Origin of the sequence: Shewanella sp. SG41-3, assembly GCF_014164545.1 — a bacterium.
In the GTDB taxonomy this organism is placed as follows: Bacteria; Pseudomonadota; Gammaproteobacteria; order Enterobacterales; family Shewanellaceae; genus Shewanella; species Shewanella vesiculosa.
In genome coordinates, this window is sequence record NZ_JACJFJ010000004.1 from 380,913 (window position 1) to 399,719 (window position 18,807).

The window sequence follows — 18,807 nt, forward strand, 5'->3', positions numbered from 1 at the left end:
CCATACTGATAAGAAAGACAAATAATGAACTTACACAACCAAATAAAACAACTGATCATTGATTGCTTAGATTTAGAAGATGTCACTGTCGATGATATCGAAACTGACGCGGCCTTATTTGGTGACGGTCTGGGGTTAGACTCGATCGATGCGCTAGAGTTGGGCTTGGCGATTAAGAAAGAGTTTGATGTCAAAATTGAAGCCAATTCAGATGCAACTAAAGCACACTTTTTCAGTGTTGCTAGCTTAGCTAGCTTTATTGAATCTCAACGTGTTTAGGAGCTAGCATGCAAAATCGTGAACAAATACTCGAAATGCTTAGCGCTATTTTAGTTGAAGACTTTGAAATAAATGCGGCAGATATCACTCTCGAAGCCACTTTGTACGAAGATCTGGATTTAGACAGTATTGATGCCGTTGACTTGGTGATTAAATTGCAGCAGCAGACCGGCAAAAAAATTCAGCCTGAAGCCTTTAAAGCAGTGCGAAGCGTCGATGATATCGTCAATGCCATTGAAGGTTTAATTAAAAGCTAATGCGCTTAGTCCTGCTGATTATCACAACTTTGGTTATTATCACTTATCCTTTAGCTGTGTACTTTGGATTGCAATATTTACCACCGGGTACAATCGCCTTATTACTATGCTTATCGTTAATAATGCGATTTATTATCAATAAACAGCAAGTAAAATCCATGACGCTGCCAATATTGATTGGTATAGGATTAACTGCAGCCAGTTTTATTGCTCAGCGTCACGACTGGTTATTGTTCTATCCAGTGGTGATAAATATGAGTATGTTGGGACTATTTGGTTATTCACTGATTAATGGCCCAAGCATGATTGAGCGTTTAGCGCGCTTAAAAGAGCCTGACTTACCAGACTCCGCCATTACTTACTTACGCACTATTACCATACTCTGGTGTGGGTTATTTATTATTAATGGTGCCGTGGCTGCCTATACGGCCATAGCAACCAGTATTGAAATATGGACACTTTACAACGGACTGATAGCTTATCTGCTTATGGGTATGCTGCTCAGTGGAGAATGGATTTACCGTCGTTTTTGGTTGAAAAAACATGAATAAACTTTTACTCAATTGGTTAGCAACAGGGCCGGCCTCTCAGCAGCTGATAAGCTTTGATCATCATGACATCATGACGGGATCATTATTTTGTGCCCAAGTTGCTCATCTGCATGCGCAACTGAGCCAAAGTACAGCGAAGCGCTGGTTGCTTGCCGCCAAGCACAGTGACGTATTTGCCGCCGGTTTATGCGCGGCATTGTTGGCGGGTAAACAAGTGATATTACCTGCCAACACCCAAGGTGGCACCTTGAGCCAACTTAATCATGAATTTGATGCCATTATTGCCGACAGACCTCTATGTGAGGTGCGTGAGTACATTGCGCTAAAAAAAGAATTAAGTTTACCCGCTGCACCTTGGCCGAAAACAGAAACCTTGGGGGAATTAATCTTATTCACCTCAGGCAGTAGCGGTCAACCCAAAGCGGTTAAGAAAACCTTGCAACAACTGGATGCTGAAGTCAGCATTCTTGAACACACCTTCGCCGAACATTTACCTCATTGCTCAGTCGTTTCGACGGTTTCGCATCAACATATCTACGGCTTATTATTTAAAATTCTCTGGCCTTTGGCTGCGAGCCGCGCATTCTTAAGCGAACAAATCGACTATCCAGAAACCTTAAGCTACTACTTAGCTATTATGCCAAATTTATGTTTAATCAGTAGTCCTGCTCAATTGACTCGCTTACCTGATGCACTTGAAAACCAAAGGCAACAACGTATTCCTAGCTTAATTTTCAGCTCGGGTGGCCCGTTAAACTTAGAGGCAGCCCAGGCGGTTAAGCACTGTTTTAATCAATTACCGATTGAAATATTTGGCAGTACTGAAACTGGCGGTATTGCCTATCGCCGCCAGCTGCAACCTCAGCAGCCATGGCAAGCCTTTAACCAAGTCAATATTGATATCGCGCCACAAGACGGAGCATTAATGTTGCAGTCAGTCTATTTAGACGACCCGACTCAATGGTTAAAATGCGATGATAAAATTGAACTGGTAAATGATGGTCAGTTCCGTTTATTACACCGACTTGACCGCATTGTAAAAATTGAAGAAAAACGTTTGTCATTAGCCCAAGTTGAGCATTTACTGCAAACACATCCTTTTGTGCGCGAAGCTGCGGTCACGGTATTAGAACAGCCGCGGACCATGTTAGGTGCTGCAATATGTTTAAGCGAATTAGGCTTGCAAACCCTAAAGGACGAAGGCAAATTGGCAGTTAATAATGCATTAAAAAGTCATTTGTTGAGTCAGTTTGAGCGTATCACGTTACCAAGACGCTGGCGCTATCCAGAAAACTTGCCGCTCAATAGCCAAGGCAAGCGTACCCAATCAGAAATTGTAGCCTTATTTAGTCATGATTAAGTCCGAATTACCTCATATCATTAGCCATGAAGGCGATAATAATAGCTATCATTGGCGCTTATTTATTAGTGCAGATTTAGCCTTTTTTAAGGGCCATTTCCCAGAGCAAGCTGTATTACCTGGGATAACTCTAGTCGATTGGGCGGTCAAATTGGGTTGCGAGGCATTTGGCTATTCCGCTAAGGTTGCCACATTAGAAGTACTTAAGTTTCAGCAACTCATATTACCCGACACCTATGTTGATTTGGTGATTGAACACCAAGCGCAAAAAGCAAAAATGATTTTTAGTTACCGCGATCAAGATAAACGCTTTGCTTCTGGGCGCATTGTTATCAAACCCGCATGGGTTAATGCTGCAACCAATATTGAGAGTGACTCATGAAGCTCGCCTTGGTTATTCCTAATTACAATCATCATATCGCCATAGAGAAAACCCTCGCACAGTTGGCAAAATTCAACCTGCAATGTTATTTGGTTGATGATGGCAGCCAAGATGAAACTCGTTACCTATTGCACGCCATGGCGGAAAAATTTGCCTGGGTAACGCTTATTAGTCATCCGTTTAATCGTGGTAAAGGAGCCGCTGTGACTAGCGGGCTGCGCCAAGCTTATCGTGATGGTTTTAGTCATGTATTACAGGTCGATGCTGATGGACAGCATAATTTAGACGATATTCCGTTAATGATATCGACCAGTAAGCAGCACCCACAAGCATTAATATCTGGCCAACCAATTTATGATGAGTCTGTACCTAAAGGGCGTTTATACGGGCGTTATATCACTCATTTTTGGGTGTGGGTTGAAACCTTAAGTTTTGATATTCAAGATTCTATGTGTGGCTTTCGGATCTACCCACTCGCTGCGACTGAGCAATTATTTAGCCAGCAAGCGTTAGGCGAACGGATGGACTTTGATATTGAGATCATGGTCAAGCTTTACTGGCAAGGCACTGCCGTCGTGCAGGTGCCAACCAAAGTCATCTATCCTGAAGATGGCATCAGTCACTTTCAAGGCGTTCAGGATAATGTGCGCATCAGCTGGATGCACACCAAGTTATTTTTTGGCATGTTAGCGCGTCTACCACGTATTATTAGCACACGGTTTTTGCAGCAAAAAGAGTCGCCCCCAACTCAAGTTCAGTCACCAAAACATTGGTCCACAATGACCGAGCGAGGCAGTTTTTGGGGGATTAAGCTGTTAGCCCAATGCTATCGTTTGGGCGGGCATTGGTTGTGCCGAGCGGTTATGTATCCAGTAATTTGTTATTTTTTTCTCACTGGCTCAACAGCTCGCCGTGCATCATTAGACTTTTTACACCGAGTGCAACAGCAACAACCCAATCACCCTCATCTCAGTCGCGAGGTCAATTGGCGCGATAGCCTCAAACATTTTTTTGCCTTTGGTAATGCCGCCCTCGATAGAATTGACGCTTGGTGTAACCGGATAAATCTAGACCAAGTCGACTTTGACGACCGTAAAATACTCGCAAATCAAGCGGCTACTGGCAGGGGCGCCGTATTAATTGTGTCGCATTTAGGTAATATGGAACTGTGCCGCGCTATCTCTGTCCACCAGCAAAATGTCAAAGTGAATGTGATGGTGCTAACCCAAAATGCGGAAAATTTTAATAAGGTTCTACAGCAGCTTAATCCACAAAGTAGCCTAAATTTAATCCATGTTAACGAGCTCGATCCGAGTACTGCCATGTTACTGCAGCAAAAAATCGACCAAGGTGAAATTGTGGTAATTGCCGCTGACCGCACCTCGTCGAGCAGCCAGGGCCGTGTAACCTATTTACCGTTTTTAGGCCAAGATGCAGCGTTTCCACAAGGGCCATTTATTTTAGCAAGCTTACTCGACTGCCCGGTTTACACCTTATTTTGTATTCGTCAGCATGGCCGTTATCAAGTACATGTTGAACATCTAAGCGACAGCTTAAAAGGTCCACGTACAGGTCGAATTGAACGCTTAACCGACGCCATGAGCCAATACAGCCAACGCTTAGCGCATTTTGCCCAACTCGCTCCGATGCAATGGTTTAACTTTTTCGATTTTTGGCGCAAAGACGAGCTGGTATGGCGTAATACTCAGCACTCTCCCTCAAGCGCAACCCATTTACCCAGTCAGGATAGATAATTCATGAGCCATTCATCTTCAATGTCATCAACCGCCGACAGCACAGTGCATTTAGGCCAACGCTATCTTAGTCTTGAGCAAGTGGTGGCTATAGCCAAAGGCGCTGCGGTCAAACTGACAGACACTGCTGACTATGTTGAATATATTCAAAAAGGTGCACGCTTTATTGACAGCGTACTCCATGAAGAAGGCGTGGTTTATGGCGTGACAACGGGTTACGGCGACTCGTGTACAGTTAATGTTAGCTTAGATTTAGTCCACGAATTACCGCTGCACTTAACCCGCTTCCATGGCTGTGGCTTAGGCGACGTATTTAGCCCGATGCAAGCCCGCGCGATTATGGCTTGCCGCTTAAACTCACTGGCTGTGGGCAAATCAGGCGTAAGTTATTTACTGCTACAACGTATCGAGTGGCTCTTAAACAATGATATTACTCCGGTGATCCCCCAAGAGGGCTCGGTCGGCGCCAGTGGCGATTTAACCCCATTATCTTATCTTGCTGCGGTATTAGTTGGCGAACGCGAAGTGATTTACCAAGGTAAACGCCAAGCGACTAAAGATGTTTACCTACAATTTGGCATGATGCCATTAATCTTGCGTCCTAAAGAAGGTCTCGCATTAATGAATGGTACTGCGGTTATGACGGCTCTTGCTTGTTTAGCCTATGACAGATCGCAATATTTAACCCGCCTATCAAGCCGGATCACCGCCATGGCATCGTTAACGCTCAAAGGTAACGCAAACCATTTTGATGAAATTTTATTTGCCGCCAAGCCCCACCCAGGTCAAAACCAGATTGCCAGTTGGATCCGTGAGGACTTAAATCATCATGTGCATCCCCGAAATTCAGACCGCCTTCAAGACCGTTATTCTATCCGCTGTGCACCGCACATCATCGGCGTATTGCAAGATGCTCTACCCTTTATGCGACAGTTTATTGAAACCGAACTTAACAGCGCTAACGATAATCCGATTGTTGATGCCGAAGGTGAACATATTCTCCATGGTGGCCATTTTTATGGTGGCCATATTGCCTTTGCCATGGATGCGATGAAAAATGCCGTAGCCAATATCGCCGACTTAATCGATCGCCAAATGGCCTTAGTGATGGATCCTAAATTTAACAATGGCTTACCAGCTAATTTATCTGCTGCAGAAGGTGAGCGCCGCGCGATTAATCACGGTTTTAAAGCCGTGCAAATTGGCGTATCAGCATGGACTGCTGAAGCATTAAAAAACACTATGCCAGCCAGCGTGTTTTCACGTTCAACAGAATGTCACAACCAAGACAAAGTGAGCATGGGCACCATAGCTGCACGTGATTGTATGCGTATTTTACAGCTCACAGAACAAGTCGCTGCCGCGGCATTGTTAGCCATGAGCCAAGGTATTCAACTGCGTATTATGCAGCAAGAACTCGATGCGAGTTCATTAACCCCCTCTCTTGCAACGACCTTAGCCCAAGTCAGCGAAGATTTTGAACTGCTAACCGAAGACCGTCCTTTAGAGACGGTATTGCGCCAAACAGTGGAAAAGATTCAATTGGGTCTGTGGGAGGTGTGCTAAATGAAAGGTTTATTACTGACCGAAATGGACATGGTGATCCCGTTTCACGATGTTGATTCGATGGGCATCACTTGGCATGGTAATTATTTACGTTACTTCGAAGTTGTGCGCTGCTTATTGCTGGATAAACTCGGTTATAACTACCGTACTATGCAACAATCGGGTTATGCATGGCCGATTGTCGATGTGCAAGTAAAGTATGTTAAAAGCAGCACTTTTGATCAAAAAATCAAAGTGATCGCCGCCATTGTTGAATGGGAAAATCGTTTACGCATTAACTACCAAATTGTTGATGCCCAAACCAATGCGCGGATAACGAAAGGCTATACCATTCAAGCTGCGGTAGATATTACGACCGAAGAATTATGCTTTGTCACCCCTGAAGTATTTCAGGAAAAAATTCGTCGATTACTTGATGTGAGCCAAGCTTAATGAATACTCGCAAAGGCATGTTTACTCAGGTTTGGATAGTGATCTGCCTATGTTTGCCTCTTGGCAGTATTTTCGCCAATGAACATTCACTAGCAAGCAGTAATAAACCACTGACTCAAGCACAACTGGCAGATGTTCAGGCGTTGTATACTCAACCCGCCACCACAGAGGCCCTCAGTGCGCTAGCGCAACAACTGAATTTACAACTTGATACCAGAGGGCAGTTTATTCAGCGGCGTCACTTACAGGTGCTAAAAAAGCCCTTGCTCAGCCAGGGACAATTTATTTTTAGTCCGACGCAAGGGTTAGTATGGCAGCAGCTGCGACCATTTAGCACCTTGATGGTGCTAAAAGATCAGCAGTTAATTCAGCAAAACAGCCAAGGCAAGGTGCAACAACTGAATGCTATGGCCAGTGGTAGTCCAATCGCACAGCAAGTACCGCGGTTACTGCAAGCAATTATGGCGGGTAATATTGCTGCTTTAAGTGCGGATTTCACCTTATTTATGCCCGCTAATTACAACGCAGGCACGCCATGGCAACTCGGCTTGCAAGCTAAAGACCCACAACTACGCTCATCCATGGGCAATATCACGCTCAGTGGCGATACTCTATTACGCTCATTAATCATCACCAGCAGCCAGGCCGATATCAGCGATTATACTCAAATTCAATTTCTTGATGCCCAGCAAGGGCCGCTCAGCACAACTGAACTCGAGCTTTTTAGCCTTGGCAGTGAGTCCAATCAATAATGCTTCGATTATCGCTTAATGCAGTGTTATCTCCCATTGGGCGTTTTGCCTTATGGGGAGTATTGCTGTTAGCAATGATAGTCATAGGCTTTGTGCAATGGCAGCAAGGTGCACATATTCAGACTGATATTTTGGCCATGTTGCCGCACCTACAACAAGATAAGCTTACCGAGAAAGCCTTAAACAAGGTAGAACAGCAACTGGCTAATCAAGTGTATATTGCGGTAATTGCCCCAAACGAAACCCAAGCTATCGGCGCAGCCAAGCAGCTGATGACATCGCTCAATCAATCCAATCAATCACCCTTTACTGCCGTTCGCAGCGGCGCAGATGATAATCTACAACACTTAGCTAAAGTCTACTTCGAACATCGCTTTGGCTTACTGACACCAGAGCAAGCGCAGGCCATTGAAACCGATAATTGGCGCCAACTGCTTAACGCAGCCCAAAGCCAACTTTATAGCACATTTGGTTTTGCCAACAGCCAACTGCTCAGCAATGATCCATTACTGATGTTTCCAGCCAACTTACTGGCGTTATCGCCCAATAATGCGCTGCGCAGCCAACAGGGTATTTTACTCACAGATACTGCCGACGGTGTGGCGGCGATTGTGATGGCCAAAGGCCGTGACAGCGCCTTTAGCCCCAACGCTCAGCAACAGCAAATTCAAGCATTGGAATCTGCATTGAGTCACATTAACCAGCAATATTCCCAAGTGAGCTTTCTTAAGGCTGGGGCGTTATTTCATGCCATTGCTGCCACCGAGTCAGCCAAACAAGAGATCAGCCGCATTGGCTTAATTTCCATGTTGGGGATTATCTTATTGGTCTGGTTGGCATTTCGATCGGTGATGCCATTATTCGCGGCACTACTTACCTTAACGAGCGGTGTGGTGTTTGCGCTAGTCGCCACCTTAAGCCTTTTTGGCGAGCTGCATTTACTGACATTGGTATTTGGCACCAGCTTAATTGGCGTAGCGATTGATTACAGCTTTCACTTTTACTGTGAAAAACAGGCTCACCCCAATGACAACGCCAGTGACACCTTAAGGCGTATTTTTCCGGCGCTCACTCTCGCTCTTGCTACCAGTGCCAGTGCCTTTATCGCTATTGGTTTTACCCCCTTTCCAGGGATGCAACAGGTGGCAGTATTTTGCGCCGCTGGCTTAATAGGTGCGTACCTAACCCTACTACTGGTGTTCCCATTATTGGGCAACCATGCGCTTAAACCAACACCTGGATTAACCCTAGCCCAAGGTTATCTAACGTTATTAAAACGCATTTTTACTGCGCCGCAATGGTGGCAAAAAATCACCATAGCGGCACTGCTGCTGTGTTTAACCGCTATATTATTTTTTGGCTTATCCAAAGCAGACGCTAATGATGATATTCGCCAATTACAGCAAAGTCCTGCAGCCATCACCACAGAAGAAAACCAGCTTAGACAACTACTTAGCGGCGGCACAGACAACCAATTTATTTTAGTCAGCAGTAACAATGAACAAGGTTTATTGCAGACCTTAGAACAACTGACACCTGTGCTTAATCAAGCCATTAGCGATGGCGAGTTAGACCAAGCCATTAGCCTAAGCCGCTTTATGCCCAGCATTGCCAGTCAACGCCACAATTATGAGTTACAGCAACAACTTTATCAGCAACATTTGCACGAAATCATTAGCAACATGGGCCTAGATGACAACATAAATGCCAGCCTGCTGAAACAACTTGATCATGCAAAATCAAAATATCTAACCCCAAAAGAGATGTTAGCCCTAGCCAATGATGACTTACGTGCCTTATGGCTTGGTGCTGTATCGACCACAGACCAAACCCAGCAATATGGCGCAATTGTATTGTTAGGTGGCATTCACTCATTAACCTCTATTGAGCAACGACTGACTCGCCACGATTGGTCTTTGGGGCAGGTGCAGTTAATTGATAAAGTCGGTGATATATCGGCTTTAATGGGCCAATATCGTCAACTAACATTGCAGTTATTAGTGTGGGTATTTGCTTTGGCTTGCCTACTCTTCAGTATTAAATACGGCATTAAGCTAGCATTAGCCATTGTTTCAGTACCCGCGTTATCAGTACTGCTCACCCTGGCGTGTTTAGGCTTAGTTGGTTCAAGCATTAGCTTGTTTCACGCCTTAGCGCTTATTTTAGTGCTGGGAATTGGTATCGATTACAGTCTCTTTTTCGCCGAAGCCAAACACACCAGTCGCGGAGTCATGATGGCTATCTTTATGTCAGCCTGTTCAACACTATTGGCTTTTGGTTTGCTGGCGCTGAGTCAAACTCATGCGATTCACTTTTTTGGTCTTACATTATTATTTGGGATCAGTTTTTCCTTTTTACTCGCACCATTTATTTCATTTATCACAAGGAAAACAGTGTAAATGTTAAGCCATCAGACACATAAAATCAGCAACATGGATGTTGATGTAGCCATCATTGGCGCCGGCCCTTCAGGTGCTATAGCCGCAAGCTTGTTACGCCAGCAGGGCCATCGCGTTGTGGTGATTGAAAAACAACATTTTCCGCGTTTTTCAATTGGCGAAAGCTTACTCCCCTGTTGCATGCAATTTATTGAACAAGCCGGCATGCTCGAAGCCGTTAATAATGCTGGGTTTCAGTTTAAAAATGGCGCAGCATTTAGCCACCAAGGTCGCTATACCACCTTCGACTTTACCGATAAGTTTACTCCAGGCCCGGGTACCACCTTTCAAGTTCAGCGGGCTGATTTTGATAAACTCTTAGCTGATACAGCAATAAGCCAAGGGGTTGAGATTCGATTTGGACATCAAGTCGATGCAATTGATTTAACTCACGATCCTCGCTTAACCGTAACCAACGAGCAAGGATCACAGTATCAGGTGAATGCTAAATTTGTGCTTGATGCCAGTGGCTTTGGTCGAGTATTACCACGATTGTTAAACCTAGAACAATCGTCAACTTTACCCCCACGAAGTGCTATTTTTACTCATATTGAGGACAACATCAGCGATCCTAGTTTTGATCGCAATAAGATCCTCATTAGCGTGCACCCCAAGCATAAGGATATTTGGTACTGGTTAATCCCTTTTAGCAATAATCGGTGTTCAATTGGGGTGGTCGCTGAACCGCATTTACTCCAACGTTTATCCGGTAGTCTTGAACAACAGTTGTTAACTATCATCAATGAAGAGCCGGTACTGCAACGCTTGCTGACCAAGGCTAATATCGTTCAGCCCTGTGCCACCCTAAAAGGTTATTCGGCCAACGTCACCACTTTAGCAACCAACAAGTTTGCTTTATTGGGTAATGCAGGCGAGTTTCTTGATCCGGTATTTTCATCAGGGGTAACGATTGCAATGCAATCAGCATCTATGGCTGTAGCATGTTTACATAAGCAACTTAATGGCCAAAAAATTGATTGGGATAGCCAATACTCAGAGCCATTAATGCAAGGGGTTAATACCTTTAGAACTTATGTCCAAGCTTGGTATGATGGTCGATTTCAAGATGTCATTTTCTATCAACAAGCTAACAACACCATTAAACAAATGATTTGCTCAATCTTAGCCGGCTATGCTTGGGACATGAATAACCCATTTGTAAAAGAGTCTGAACGCCGCCTCAATACCATTGTCGAGTTATGTCGGGAGCCCAATGTTGCTTAACTTATTTGGGCATTTTATTGATGTGTTATCACGCCGTGTTGTGGCCCTGTTTCTGCTAAGCTTTTTAACCGCTTGTAGCCAGCAAATAGCCAGACAAACTTGTGTCCCTCTAACGAGTGAAGCACAATATTGCTTAAATCCAACCTCGTCGGTATTAACTGATGTTCAGCATCGAGACATTAATTTAACTCAAATGGTTAACTTTACCCGTGGCCAAGATAGCCATGAGTTATTAACCCAGCTTGACGTTAATTCACAACGGATGACATTAGTGGGATTAGCCCCGCTTGGGCAAGCGTTATTCACTCTAGTGTACGATGGGCAAACTCTGCAAAGTGAGCAAAGTTTGTTATTGGGTAAACAGTTTAAAGCAGAATACTTGATGGCTATAATGCAGTTAATTTACTGGCCAACAGAGCAAGTTAATCAACAATTGAGTGGTGGAAACTTGGTAACAATATCCTGTGATATGGCACTATGTAAGCAACTGGTCGATGATAATGGCGCGTCAATAACATTAACGTACAACAATATTGATCCTTGGTTGGCACAAGTGAATGTTGACATCGATGCAGCTGATATTCACCTGCAAATTAACCCGATTGAATAATCAGTGTGCCACCAATAAACAGACAGTGATAAATAGGCCATATAAGCAAATATGAATAGTCGCATTGCAATAACTCACATTGGATTGTGTACACCTCTGGGCAACTCGCCTGAAGAAGTGTTGCCACGTCTCATTAATGGTGATGTCAGTGCCATGCAATGGCGCGATAATTTGCTGTTCAATGCGCCAACATTAGTCGGTTGCGTTGATGATAAACGTTTAATCGCTATCGCCGATCATTTAAGCCTGTTTGCTTGTCGGAATAATCGTTTATTAAACACCGCTGCTCAGCAGCTTATCCCTGCCGTCGAGCAAGCCAAGCAACGTTTTGGAGCCGATCGGATTGGCGTCGTGTTAGGCACGAGTACCTCAGGTATTTCTAAAGGCGAAGCGGCGTTAAAATATAAGCTTGAACATGGCAATTTCCCGCCAAGCTACCATTATTCACAGCAGGAACTGGGCAGTACTAGTGAGTATCTTAAGCAGTTATTTTCGCTATCAGGCCCTTGTTATACCGTCTCTACAGCGTGTTCATCAAGCGCCAAAGTGTTTGCCAGTGCCCAACGATTACTCAATGCCAATTTATGCGATATGGTGATTGTGGGTGGCGTAGACAGTTTATGCCAACTAACCGTTAATGGCTTTGCTGCATTAGAGTCGGTATCCAAAGGTCATTGTAATCCATTCAGTCGCCATCGTGATGGGATCAATATTGGTGAAGGTGCAGCCTTATTCACTTTAGAACGCGGCCAAAGCGATGTAATGCTGGCGGGAATAGGCGAGTCTGCCGATGCACATCATATTTCAGCGCCACACCCCCAAGGACATGGCGCAATTGCCGCTATGCAATTGGCGCTATCTGCCGCTAATATTTCGCCGCAGCAGATTAATTATGTCAATCTGCATGGCACTGCCACACCTAAAAATGATGCCATGGAGTCTCGCGCAATAAATGCGGTATTTAACCATTTATCACCACTGTGTAGCTCAACTAAACCACTAACTGGCCATACCTTGGGAGCTGCTGGAGCCATTGAAGCAGCCTTTTGCTATTTGTTATTAAGTCCCCTTAATCATAGTAAGCGCCTACCTCCTCATGTCTGGGATGGCCAATTTGATGATAACGACCCGCAAATCTCCTTGATTAATGCCCACAGTAATACTGGGCTCAGTGAACTCAATTTCATTATGAGTAATTCATTTGCCTTTGGCGGTAGTAATGCCAGCCTTATTTTTTGTCGAAAGGATGCCTAGTTTCATGTCTACACTCACAGCCGATGCTGCTATGTTAGCGCAAGATGTTAGCAATTTTATTCCGCACCGTGCGCCGATGATCTTAATCGATAAGCTGTTAGAGCATCGTCAAGATAGCCTAACCACAGAAACCTATATCAGCCCTAGCAGTGCTTTTTTTAATAGCAAAATCAATGGGGTGCCTAATTACGTTGCGATAGAGTATATGGCTCAGAGCGTGGCGGCATTAGCAGGCATCGAAGCACGACTAGACAACGAAGCTATCCTAGCCGGTTTTTTACTCGGTACCCGCAAGCTACAAATGCATATAGACACTTTTACCTTAGGCCAGTCATATCGCACTCAAGTGACTAGACTGTACCAAGAAGAGTCGGGATTAGCGGTATTTGATTGCCATATTTATCATCAAGATACCTTAATAGCACAAGCCAATATCAATGTGTTCCAACCCAAAGATACCCAAGCTTATATTGATGAAAGCCAAGCCACGGCTAAGCATGATCAATAAACCTTTTTACATCCTATTGGAGTTCCTCGAATAAATCACGGAGAGACATTTTGAATAATAGAGTATTAGTTACCGGTTCAAGCCGAGGAATAGGCAAAGCCATCGCGATAAAATTAGCCGAAAATGGCTTTGATATTGCGCTGCACTTTCACAGCAATCATGCCGCAGTGGCGCAAGTACAAAAAACCTTATTAGATCTTGGTGTTCAAGTTAGCGTATTGCAATTTGATATTGCTGACCGCCAAGCAGTTAAGCTTGCTATCGAAACGGACATTGACGCAAATGGTGCTTATTACGGGGTAATTCTTAATGCTGGCATCAATCGTGACACCGCCTTTCCTGCCATGACCGAAGAGGAGTGGGATAGCGTGATCCACACCAATCTTGATGGTTTCTATAATGTTATTCACCCAACGGTGATGCCGATGGTACAAGCACGTAAAGGCGGGCGCATTATCACTCTCGCATCAGTATCTGGCATTGCAGGCAACCGTGGTCAAGTCAATTACAGCGCCTCAAAAGCGGGGATTATTGGAGCCACTAAAGCGCTGTCTCTTGAATTGGCAAAGCGCAAAATTACTGTCAATTGCATTGCCCCAGGGTTAATTGAAACCGATATGGTCAGCGATATTCCAACCGAAATGGTTAACCAAATAGTGCCGATGAAACGCATGGGTAAACCCAGTGAAATAGCTGGCCTGACTAACTTTTTAATGTCAGATGATGCCGCCTATATTACCCGTCAAGTGATCTCAGTTAATGGAGGCATGATATGAAGCGTGTGGTCGTGACTGGAATTGGCGGCATTTCTGCATTAGGCCAAGACTGGCAGCAAATTAAAGCGAGCCTATTAGCTAAACATAATTGTGTCATTCGCATGGATGAATGGGACAGATACCCAGGCTTAAATACTCGTCTTGCGGCACCAGTCACTGAGTTTGTTACTCCTAAGCACTATTCACGCAAAAAAATTCGCTCAATGGGTAGAGTGTCTCTAATGGCCACTCGAGCCAGTGAATTAGCGTTAGAGGATGCGGGGTTATTAGATGATCCTATTCTTAATTCTGGCCAAGTTGGAGTCGCTTATGGTTCATCAACTGGCAGCACCGATCCCATTATTGGATTTGGTGAGATGTTAAAAACCGGCGAAATGTCTGGCTTAACCGCCACCAGCTATATCCGTATGATGGCGCACACAACGGCAGTCAATGTGGGGGTGTTTTTTGGCTTACAGGGCCGAATTCATACCACCAGTAGTGCATGCACATCAGCCAGCCAAGGCATAGGCTACGCCTACGAGGCGATTAAGTACGGTATGCAAACGATTATGTTGGCCGGCGGTGCTGAAGAACTTTGCCCGACTGAAGCGGTAGTATTTGATACCTTATTTGCCACCAGCACCAAAAATGATCAACCAGAGCTAACACCACGCCCATTTGACAGCCAACGAGACGGTTTAGTTATCGGTGAAGGTGCGTGTACACTAATATTGGAGGAGCTTGAGCATGCTCAAGCGCGTGGCGTTAAAATTTATGCTGAGTTAATTGGTTTTGGCACAAACTCAGATGGCCAGCATGTCACCCAACCCAATGCCAAAACGATGGAGGTGGCGATTCGTTTAGCCTTAACGGATGCCAAATTATCCGAACAACAAATTGGCTATATCAGTGCTCATGGTACGGCGACAGATCGGGGAGATGTAGCCGAAACGACTGCAACTTATGCGGTCTTTGGCGCTAATACACCAATCTCATCACTTAAAAGTTATACCGGCCATACTCTAGGAGCTTGTGGCTCATTGGAAGCCTGGACCAGTATCGAAATGATGAATGAGGGTTGGTTTGCGCCAACGCTTAATCTCACGGATATTGACTCTGAGTGCGCACAACTCGATTATATTAAAGACGAGATACGCTACATAGACACCAATTATATTATGAGCAACAACTTTGCGTTTGGTGGCATTAATACTTCATTAATCTTTAAACGCTGGCGCTGATCGCAGCAAGCTGTATAAGCCCAACTTGCTATCTGCGACAAGCAAATAATAAAACAGGCGAAAGTTATCCATTCGCCTGTTTTATTGTGGATTACACTTTATAAGCAGCTGCTTTAGCTTGATAATCTTCGGTGATTCGTTTCATCTCTACCGCTCCACCGGCCAATTTTTGCACCTGTTCCGATAGCAGCACTACCGCTTTGGCATTATCTAAAATCTCCGCACCAATTTGAGTCAGTCTGCCCGCTTGCTCTTGGGTACCATTAGCCACATTGTTACTCAAAGTCGCCACTTGGCCAATCTGACCAGAACGTTGATCTAACCCTTGGGCAATATTATTTGTATGCTGTACATTTTGGCTCGTACGCTGCCTACCTTGATCCATTGACTCAACGGTTTTTAACATGCTGACATTCAAACGACTGAGTACTTTTTCAATGCTATCGGTCGATTGACTAGTCCGTTTTGCTAGAGTACGAACTTCATCTGCCACAACCGCAAAACCTCGGCCACTCTCACCCGCTCTCGCCGCTTCAATGGCTGCGTTTAATGCCAGTAAGTTAGTCTGATCTGAAATACTGCGGATCGCCTGAAGTAAAGTGGTGATCGAAGTGACATCTTGAGTTAAATCAGTCATCGACTCGGTCACTTCAGTCATATTGGTTTCTAGCGCCTGCATGTCTTTCATGATATTTAATGCACTTTGACGATCACCAATACTTGAGGTTGCCCCCTCTCTTGCTTGATCTGCTGAAACTTGGCTATCGTGAGCCATTTGCTGAAAACTATCGATCACATGTTGAGTCGATTCGGCAATAATTCCAGCTTGAGCATTTTGCTGTTGAACCCCCTGCTGAGCTTGCTCGCTCAAGCTCATCAAATTATCTGAAGTACTGCCCATCTTGACGGCAATATCGCGATAGTCATTAAATAGCTGCGACAACTCTTCGAGCATTAAATTAAAGGATATCTCCGCTGGTGTGTCAGCAGAAGATAAGCGTATCGATAAATCTTTATTAGACGATATCTGCTCGATGGCACCGGCAATACGTTGATTGGCAATGGCATCGGTGCGCATAAAAAAGGCAATACGAATAAGAATAAAGGTTTCGGCGGCAGCAAATAATGCATGGACCAACATGATGGTCCAGTTGCAATCGCCGGCAAATATCATCACTGGAGTATCAAACAAGCTCACACCTTGCAGCTGAATATAGGTTAAGCCAATATGATGTACTGCAACGGTAAGAAGCGAGGCCAGTAAAGGCTGCCAGCGTAAGTAAATTAAAAACACCCCCATAGAAGCAAAAATATGAAAATGCATTTCAATCATGCCCATTTGGCTTTGGATCAGCAACGCCGAGACGGTCATCATGATCACAGCACCAACAATGGCAAATAACTCAGTCCCCTTTAGCAGACTATAGCTAAGCTGTACTATGACTAAAATCGCGACTGCCGAAAAGGTACTGAAAGTCAGCATTTTTGCGCCAAAGAAACCGCTAATAAACAGTAATGGCGCTTGCAACATTAAAATTTGATATATGTGTGAATCGTGTTTTTTTAACAGTTCAATTGTGTATTTATCACTCATAGACATACCTAAGTTTCAGAGGAAATAATTTGCTTAAGTTCAAGCAACATTTTTTGAGTTGAAAGCTGCTTCGACGTGTAGATCCGCTTAACCGCCCCATTAGGCGACAATAAAAACAACTTGCCGACATGATTAATGCTGGCGAGCTCAAGGTTAATATTCTCAGATAAACGTCTATCCAGTTGCTGTAAAGCATCGTCAGACAATGACGCACTCACAAAACGCGGTGAGATATCATCTATTATGCTTTTACGAACTGCCAGAGTGTCATTGTTGGGGTCAATCGTCACAAACATAAATTGCACCTCAGCTCCAGTTAACAAAGCATCCTGCTGTATGTGTTGCTCCAATTGCATCATTTGTTGGATCCTTATCGGGCAAATTTCAGAGCACGATAAAAAACCCATAAATAAATAAGTGTATCCTGCAGAAGAGGCAGGAAAGTGATGAATGTGCTTGTCAACGCCTTGCCAACTAAAGCTCAGCTGTTCGCTGTCATTGCTACTAATGCCATATGCCTGCTCATTGGCAGACCATTGGCTAACCACCATCAATATAGGCACAAGACCTAAGGTGATAAAAATCAGCACTATTGCAATCGCTACTCTTTTTAAATGCATAAGTTCATATCAATCAGCATAAAATCATTATAGTCACTATTTTATATTTGCCCATAGCGCCCTCAGGCATCATTAATAAGTGAGCCTATTACATTTTGTGCCATAGCCGCCACAATACGGTTCAAAATGAGCTTTAGGTTCATTCAATGAGTAAATTAATTTTTTAATAGTAGTATAAGTATCACAAAGGCAAATGCTCAGTAACAGAAGTAATCTAGAGTCTGTTGAGCTATGAAAGCTGTTTTAGCAACAAACTATTGGTCCATAGCTCAAACCGTGAGTGATCTAGTTTCGTTGTGTCGTTACGCTATATAAAAAAGCCAATAACGCTGTAGAAATGGCCAACAAGGTTACCAAAGGGTCGACTAAAAGTATTTTACTCATTGTTGAGCGAATTTTGCTTAGATTGCCAGGCAGCAATCGCCTCGCTTAACACGCTTTAATCTCGAAAAAATTTAACCAAAAATAGATCAACCGCCTATCAAAGGTAATAGACACAATTAGCATAAAAAAACACCTAAACCCGCAATGGGTTTAGGTGCTCTTAACTCGAAAATTGACTTAACTTAACCTGAACTCGGGTTAACTTAGAGTGTAATAGCGTCAATCGCTTTTTTAGCTTGGCTTATGCCAGCTTCTGCAGCATCTGGGCCCATGTTTAATGATTCAGCATAAACGGTTTCAACATCAGTAATCCCAATAAAACCAAGTACTGTGATTAAATAAGGCACTACGTGATCTGTGGTGCCACCTTTATGAGCCCCGCCGCGGGTGGTCACTATAATGGCACGCTTACCTTCAATCAAGCCAACTGGGCCGGTATCGGTATAAGTAAAAGTTACGCCAGCACGGGCAATGAAATCGATCCAACTTTTTAACGTAGTTGGTATGCTAAAATTGTACATTGGTGCAGCAATAACAATAGTGTCATGAGCTTTAATTTCAGCCACTAATTCGTTCGATAGGGCTAATGCAGCTAATTGACGCTCAGACAAATCATCGCCACCACGAAGACCAGAAGCAATTTCACCATCTAACATTGGTACTGGTTCACTGCCTAAATCACGCACAGTAATTTGCGCACCTTTGCTGCTCCATTGTTGATTTAAATAATCAACTAATGCTGAAGATTGTGAATAACTGCCTAGAACGCTTGATTTTAAAATTAATACTTTTGCCATTGTTAAGTCTCACCCATATGTTTGTTAGGTCATATGGCTACACGCC

Annotated in this window: 19 protein-coding genes; 16 read left to right on the forward strand and 3 right to left on the reverse strand. The window is 44.1% G+C overall.

Annotated features, from left to right (window positions below):
- The first annotated feature begins 24 nt into the window (after nucleotides 1–24).
- From H5164_RS10050 to H5164_RS10125, 16 genes are read left to right on the forward strand one after another with little or no spacing between them, the layout of a single operon-like run.
- Nucleotides 25–279 carry a phosphopantetheine-binding protein gene (locus tag H5164_RS10050; protein WP_011635842.1) on the forward strand — a complete coding sequence of 85 codons (255 nt, stop codon included), beginning with the start codon at nucleotides 25–27 and terminating at the stop codon, nucleotides 277–279.
- Nucleotides 280–287: 8 nt separating this feature from the next.
- Nucleotides 288–536: an acyl carrier protein gene (locus H5164_RS10055; RefSeq protein WP_182697739.1), complete on the forward strand. Its 249-nt coding sequence runs from the start codon at nucleotides 288–290 to the stop codon at nucleotides 534–536.
- On the forward strand, nucleotides 536–1,087 hold the full coding sequence (locus tag H5164_RS10060) for a hypothetical protein (protein WP_124017467.1): 552 nt from the start codon (nucleotides 536–538) through the stop codon (nucleotides 1,085–1,087). The genes H5164_RS10055 and H5164_RS10060 overlap by 1 nt, the downstream gene beginning before the upstream one ends.
- Nucleotides 1,080–2,447 (forward strand): AMP-binding protein, encoded by a 1,368-nt coding sequence (locus tag H5164_RS10065; protein ID WP_182755903.1) that lies wholly within the window; start codon nucleotides 1,080–1,082, stop codon nucleotides 2,445–2,447. The genes H5164_RS10060 and H5164_RS10065 overlap by 8 nt, the downstream gene beginning before the upstream one ends.
- Nucleotides 2,440–2,829 carry a thioester dehydrase gene (locus H5164_RS10070; protein WP_182723084.1) on the forward strand — a complete coding sequence of 130 codons (390 nt, stop codon included), beginning with the start codon at nucleotides 2,440–2,442 and terminating at the stop codon, nucleotides 2,827–2,829. Before H5164_RS10065 ends, H5164_RS10070 begins: the two co-directional genes overlap by 8 nt.
- Nucleotides 2,826–4,583 carry a glycosyltransferase gene (locus H5164_RS10075; protein ID WP_182755905.1) on the forward strand — a complete coding sequence of 586 codons (1,758 nt, stop codon included), beginning with the start codon at nucleotides 2,826–2,828 and terminating at the stop codon, nucleotides 4,581–4,583. The genes H5164_RS10070 and H5164_RS10075 overlap by 4 nt, the downstream gene beginning before the upstream one ends.
- A gap of 3 nt (nucleotides 4,584–4,586) precedes the next feature.
- On the forward strand, nucleotides 4,587–6,149 hold the full coding sequence (gene hutH / locus H5164_RS10080) for a histidine ammonia-lyase (RefSeq protein ID WP_182755907.1): 1,563 nt from the start codon (nucleotides 4,587–4,589) through the stop codon (nucleotides 6,147–6,149).
- Nucleotides 6,150–6,581, forward strand: a complete 432-nt coding sequence (locus tag H5164_RS10085) for a thioesterase family protein (RefSeq protein WP_124017462.1) — start codon at nucleotides 6,150–6,152, stop codon at nucleotides 6,579–6,581. It begins immediately after the preceding gene.
- Nucleotides 6,581–7,333, forward strand: a complete 753-nt coding sequence (locus H5164_RS10090) for an outer membrane lipoprotein carrier protein LolA (RefSeq protein ID WP_182755909.1) — start codon at nucleotides 6,581–6,583, stop codon at nucleotides 7,331–7,333. Before H5164_RS10085 ends, H5164_RS10090 begins: the two co-directional genes overlap by 1 nt.
- Entirely contained in the window at nucleotides 7,333–9,732 is a 2,400-nt protein-coding gene (locus tag H5164_RS10095; RefSeq protein ID WP_182755911.1) for an MMPL family transporter, read from the forward strand. Before H5164_RS10090 ends, H5164_RS10095 begins: the two co-directional genes overlap by 1 nt.
- On the forward strand, nucleotides 9,733–10,995 hold the full coding sequence (locus tag H5164_RS10100) for an NAD(P)/FAD-dependent oxidoreductase (protein ID WP_182723079.1): 1,263 nt from the start codon (nucleotides 9,733–9,735) through the stop codon (nucleotides 10,993–10,995).
- Nucleotides 10,985–11,605, forward strand: a complete 621-nt coding sequence (locus tag H5164_RS10105; RefSeq protein ID WP_182755913.1) for a DUF3261 domain-containing protein — start codon at nucleotides 10,985–10,987, stop codon at nucleotides 11,603–11,605. The genes H5164_RS10100 and H5164_RS10105 overlap by 11 nt, the downstream gene beginning before the upstream one ends.
- Before the next feature lie 51 nt (nucleotides 11,606–11,656).
- The gene (locus tag H5164_RS10110) at nucleotides 11,657–12,859 is read left to right on the forward strand and encodes a beta-ketoacyl-[acyl-carrier-protein] synthase family protein (RefSeq protein ID WP_182755915.1); all 1,203 of its coding nucleotides are present in this window, start codon (nucleotides 11,657–11,659) and stop codon (nucleotides 12,857–12,859) included.
- Nucleotides 12,860–12,863: 4 nt separating this feature from the next.
- Complete coding sequence (locus H5164_RS10115; protein ID WP_182755917.1) at nucleotides 12,864–13,367, forward strand: hotdog family protein; 504 nt, start codon at nucleotides 12,864–12,866, stop codon at nucleotides 13,365–13,367.
- A 50-nt stretch (nucleotides 13,368–13,417) separates the two neighbouring features.
- Nucleotides 13,418–14,143, forward strand: a complete 726-nt coding sequence (locus H5164_RS10120) for a 3-ketoacyl-ACP reductase FabG2 (RefSeq protein WP_124017455.1) — start codon at nucleotides 13,418–13,420, stop codon at nucleotides 14,141–14,143.
- A complete protein-coding gene (locus H5164_RS10125) occupies nucleotides 14,140–15,366 on the forward strand; it encodes a beta-ketoacyl-ACP synthase (protein WP_182755919.1) in 1,227 nt (408 codons plus the stop codon). The genes H5164_RS10120 and H5164_RS10125 overlap by 4 nt, the downstream gene beginning before the upstream one ends.
- A gap of 91 nt (nucleotides 15,367–15,457) precedes the next feature.
- Here the strand turns inward: H5164_RS10125 and H5164_RS10130 are convergent, their stop codons facing one another.
- The 3 genes from H5164_RS10130 to H5164_RS10140 all read right to left on the reverse strand — a co-directional run bounded on the left by H5164_RS10130 (nucleotide 15,458) and on the right by H5164_RS10140 (nucleotide 18,761).
- Nucleotides 15,458–16,960, reverse strand: a complete 1,503-nt coding sequence (locus H5164_RS10130) for a methyl-accepting chemotaxis protein (RefSeq protein ID WP_182697727.1) — start codon at nucleotides 16,958–16,960, stop codon at nucleotides 15,458–15,460.
- 8 nt (nucleotides 16,961–16,968) lie between these two features.
- Entirely contained in the window at nucleotides 16,969–17,580 is a 612-nt protein-coding gene (locus tag H5164_RS10135; RefSeq protein ID WP_182697726.1) for an SCO family protein, read from the reverse strand.
- A gap of 587 nt (nucleotides 17,581–18,167) precedes the next feature.
- Entirely contained in the window at nucleotides 18,168–18,761 is a 594-nt protein-coding gene (locus H5164_RS10140; protein WP_124017451.1) for an FMN-dependent NADH-azoreductase, read from the reverse strand.
- Between the last annotated feature and the right edge of the window lie 46 nt (nucleotides 18,762–18,807).